The organism is Chroococcidiopsis cubana SAG 39.79 (genome assembly GCF_003991895.1).
Taxonomy (GTDB): domain Bacteria; phylum Cyanobacteriota; class Cyanobacteriia; order Cyanobacteriales; family Chroococcidiopsidaceae; genus Chroococcidiopsis; species Chroococcidiopsis thermalis.
The window spans coordinates 1-3,417 of sequence record NZ_RSCK01000044.1 but is presented as its reverse complement, the minus strand read 5'-3'; the positions used below and the strand labels follow the sequence as shown (position 1 = coordinate 3,417).

5 protein-coding genes and 1 pseudogene are annotated in these 3,417 nt (G+C 42.7%); 5 read left to right on the top strand and 1 reads right to left on the bottom strand.

The genetic code is table 11. The annotated features are described in order from the left end of the window. Window positions 1-81: 81 nt before the first annotated feature. The 4 genes and pseudogenes from DSM107010_RS22265 to DSM107010_RS22250 all read left to right on the top strand — a co-directional run. Window positions 82-270, top strand: a pseudogene (locus tag DSM107010_RS22265) (ABC transporter permease); the annotation flags it as partial. Window positions 271-275: 5 nt separating this feature from the next. Then, complete coding sequence (locus tag DSM107010_RS22260; RefSeq protein ID WP_127023963.1) at window positions 276-692, top strand: ABC transporter ATP-binding protein; 417 nt, start codon at window positions 276-278, stop codon at window positions 690-692. Between the two features lie 167 nt (window positions 693-859). Next, window positions 860-1,057, top strand: coding sequence for a hypothetical protein (locus DSM107010_RS22255; protein ID WP_106171353.1), 198 nt, complete (start codon window positions 860-862; stop codon window positions 1,055-1,057). 168 nt (window positions 1,058-1,225) lie between these two features. Continuing rightward, entirely contained in the window at window positions 1,226-1,999 is a 774-nt protein-coding gene (locus DSM107010_RS22250) for a sulfite exporter TauE/SafE family protein (protein WP_106171356.1), read from the top strand. 299 nt (window positions 2,000-2,298) lie between these two features. Here DSM107010_RS22250 and DSM107010_RS38645 read toward each other — a convergent pair whose 3' ends face one another. Continuing rightward, window positions 2,299-2,454 (bottom strand): hypothetical protein, encoded by a 156-nt coding sequence (locus DSM107010_RS38645; RefSeq protein ID WP_158631843.1) that lies wholly within the window; start codon window positions 2,452-2,454, stop codon window positions 2,299-2,301. On the opposite strand from DSM107010_RS38645, the gene DSM107010_RS22245 reads away from it, so the two are divergent. Next, a complete protein-coding gene (locus tag DSM107010_RS22245) occupies window positions 2,449-3,378 on the top strand; it encodes a hypothetical protein (protein WP_106171359.1) in 930 nt (309 codons plus the stop codon). The genes DSM107010_RS38645 and DSM107010_RS22245 overlap by 6 nt on opposite strands. Window positions 3,379-3,417 lie beyond the last annotated feature (39 nt).

Genomic DNA, 3,417 nt, shown 5'->3' with positions numbered 1-3,417 from the left:
GGAGTTTCCCTTCTGCTGTCACTTTTTTGCACTATTTATTCGTGTATTAGTGGTTTATCCTGATAGGTGCAAGATATCAGCTTACTTACTTACGTCATCTTCCCTTCCTGTCTGCCCGATTTATTCACAGGATTACGAGTAGCAATTGGTGTTGCTTATTCAACTCTCGTAGCAGCAGAAACGGTAGCAGCAGTCTCCGGTATTGGATGGCTGGTACTCGATGCCAGTAAGTTTCTCAGAAGCGATGTGATGATAGTCGGCATCATTATATAGAGATGGTAGGATTAACTCATGCTACCAAGTTACTGCCCTATCAGCTTTCTGGTGGAATGCAACAACGAGCCGCGATTGCCCGTACTCTGGCTGCCGATCCAAAGCTGGTTCTAATGGACGAACCTTTTGGGGCATTGGATGCCATGACTCGCGAATCGATGCAAACTCATTTGAAGGGGATTTGGAAACGGACGCGCAAAACAATTTACTTCATCACGCACGATATTGAGGAAGCGTTGTTACTTGCCAGCCGTATTTTAATTATGCACGCTCGCCCTGGTCGCATTGTCCAAGATATTCCCAATCCCTTTGCCAATCGAGCTTTAGATGAACCTGTTGCCAATCTGCGATCGTCTAAAGAATTTGTCGAGATGCGAGAGCAACTGGTAGCTAGTATCGGTGATGTGAAAAGTCAGTAGGGGCGATCCTCACCTAAAATCTTTGCCAGCAGCGAAGCATCTTGTTAAACCCGCCCGTACTTGCATCAATTTTATTTATTGTTTTGAGAAAAAAGAATAGTTGTCGCTGTTGAAGTGGATTGCATACAGTGGAGATAAGACATTATCTCATCTTCACTATTTGCTGTATGTTTAACTATCTTCGAGAAGAACGCTATCAAAAAGGTTGTCGCGATCGCGATAAGGGAATATTACCACGAATGCAAGATTCTGCTTATCTAGATGGATATTTCTCTGACAGACCAGAGGGACTAGACGGAATTATCCAGTACTTTCCTTCTCTTGAATCGTACCTCAAGTGGAAATTCAAGTCTCATCAAGCATAAAAAAATAGCACTGCGTCCCATATTTTTTAATAGCAAATAGTTTACCAAACTATTAAGTAAAAACAATAGTATCTCCAGACTATTTTATATTTGCACAGCTATAGTTTAAACTAATTGAATAAATCAAACTAATCCTTCGCTTACCAAGGAGAAGAGAAAGACTTTTTCATGAATTTTATTCAGATCGTTAACCTAAGCGGTATTTTTCTCATAATCAGCATTATCAGTGTAATTACTGGTAGCACTTCCCTGCTCACCGTGCCTGTAATGTTTCAGTTTGGTATTGAACCGCGCACAGCTCTAGCTACTAATATGTTCGCGTTAACCTTGATGAGTATTGGTAGCACAATACCTTTTATTGGGAAAGGAGTTATCGATCGCCGCCGCTTACCGTTTCTAATATTTCTCACCTTGGTTAGCTCGATTTTGGGAGCATTACTCGTTCTGATTGTGCCGTCAAAATCAATGCCGCTAATCATTTCTATATCGATGATTCTAGTTACCGTATTCTCGATCGCCAATCGAGATGCTGGAGTAGTTCCAGCCGTCAGAGTACCGTCACAGATAGCAGAATTTGCCGGATATACGTTGACTTTCTTACTTGGTATTTATGGTGGCTTTTTTAGCGGTGGCTACGTTACTCTACTCACCGCAGCCTATGTGATGCTATTTCACATGACCTTCGTTCAAGCAGTAGCTACGACTAAGCTGATTAATATATTTTCCTCACTTATTGCTACGTTAATCTTTATGGCACAGGGAATAGTAGATTACAAGTTAGGTCTAGTTCTCGGTCTTGCCATGTTCGTAGGTGGAATTATTGGCAGTCAGATTGCACTCAAATTGAGTAACATTTGGTTACAACGTATTTATCTTACGGCAGTTACTGTACTTGCATTTGTAACACTGCGTAAATCCCTGCTGCAAAATTCGCCCAACTAGATAGACTCTTCATCGCGATCGCAGCATTTCTGATTTCAAAAACGATTTTTTGATAAAAATGTGTTGTCTTTGCTAAAGCCTCTTGCTTTTCATGGCTCTTCATGAGATAGTCTGAGTTAACAGCCAATAAATACGGTAATTCGATAGGTATTAAGCAGTTTAATTTTTGACTAGAAGGAAAAAGTAGTTGTAGCTTTGCCATCTTTGCAGAAAATACTGGCAAGATCGCGTGCCAAGATGCATCATTCAGCTTGAGGCGATCGTTTTCGAGCGTAGTCTAACTTAACACCAATCTGCATTCATTCAATGCGATCGCTCCACATGAGCGATCGGCTGTTTGTAGGGATAGTTAGTGGGGCTTTGAGCAGAGTAACTGCTTGCCACACTACTTTGTCTTGCAGTGCCGCTATCCACCACAGATTTCGCTTTCTAACTATGGAGTCTACTTTATGCAATCCGATCCTAATTGTGGGCAAAATTCTCAACAGAATTCTCATACTAATTCCAACTCAATCACATCCGAAGTCGAACAGCCTCCCGTTACTGGTACAAATAAGAAACGGCGATCGCTACGCAGACGTTCGTTTCTCGGTCACGCTGGGATCTTTACTGCTGCTGGTGTTGTAGCAGGGGTTGTAGGTTCCCCGTTCTCTTATAAAAGAGAGAATGCTGCCTACGCTAGAAGCATTGGACCACTGACCGATGAGGAGTTTCGCGAAAATGCTTATCAGGTACGTGTCAAAGCAGCACAAGCCAATCGGGAACTTCCCATTCTGCCACATCCAACCAACGGTGATGAGGAACGATACGACAACAAAATTGCTACCGATACAAGAGGATTGCCACACGATAATTTAGGCGAAGTCGATCTCAATGCCTACAACTTTTTTATCAAAGCACTAAGGTCTGGTAGTTTCGATGACTTTGAAAAAATCACCTTGGGTGGCACTAGAAAGCTGGTTAACCCTATAGGACCGCTAGCAATCAGCCTGCAAGGACTAACACCGCCACAGTTTGCCGTGCCACCAGCACCAACATTAACCAGTGACGAACAGGCGGCTGAGATTATCGAATTATACTGGCAAGCCCTATTACGAGATGTACCTTTTAGTGAATTCCAAGACAATACTAGTAACCCTCTTGTCTTAGCAGCTGTTGAAGACCTGAACAAACTGTCAGCCTACCGAGGACCAAAACCGAATAGTCGCGTCACTCCTCAAAACCTGTTTCGGGGTAGCGTGAATTACGTTTCTGGAAAGACAGCAGCATACTACACTCTGCCAGGGGTGACAGTTGGTCATTTCATCTCACAGTTTTTACTGCTACCTGCTCCTTTGGGCAGGGCAAACGCATCTAATAAAAGCATAATGAAATACTAAGAAGCGCTTTGGGCTAAAAATTCTGGAAATAGCAGAGCG

What these genes read in the sequence shown, in the direction of transcription:
- DSM107010_RS22260 (WP_127023963.1), top strand. Translation starts at nt 276, where the DNA reads ATGGTAGGATTAACTCATGCTACCAAGTTACTGCCCTATCAGCTTTCT.
- DSM107010_RS22255 (WP_106171353.1), top strand. Translation starts at nt 860, where the DNA reads ATGTTTAACTATCTTCGAGAAGAACGCTATCAAAAAGGTTGTCGCGAT.
- DSM107010_RS22250 (WP_106171356.1), top strand. Translation starts at nt 1,226, where the DNA reads ATGAATTTTATTCAGATCGTTAACCTAAGCGGTATTTTTCTCATAATC.
- DSM107010_RS22245 (WP_106171359.1), top strand. Translation starts at nt 2,449, where the DNA reads ATGCAATCCGATCCTAATTGTGGGCAAAATTCTCAACAGAATTCTCAT.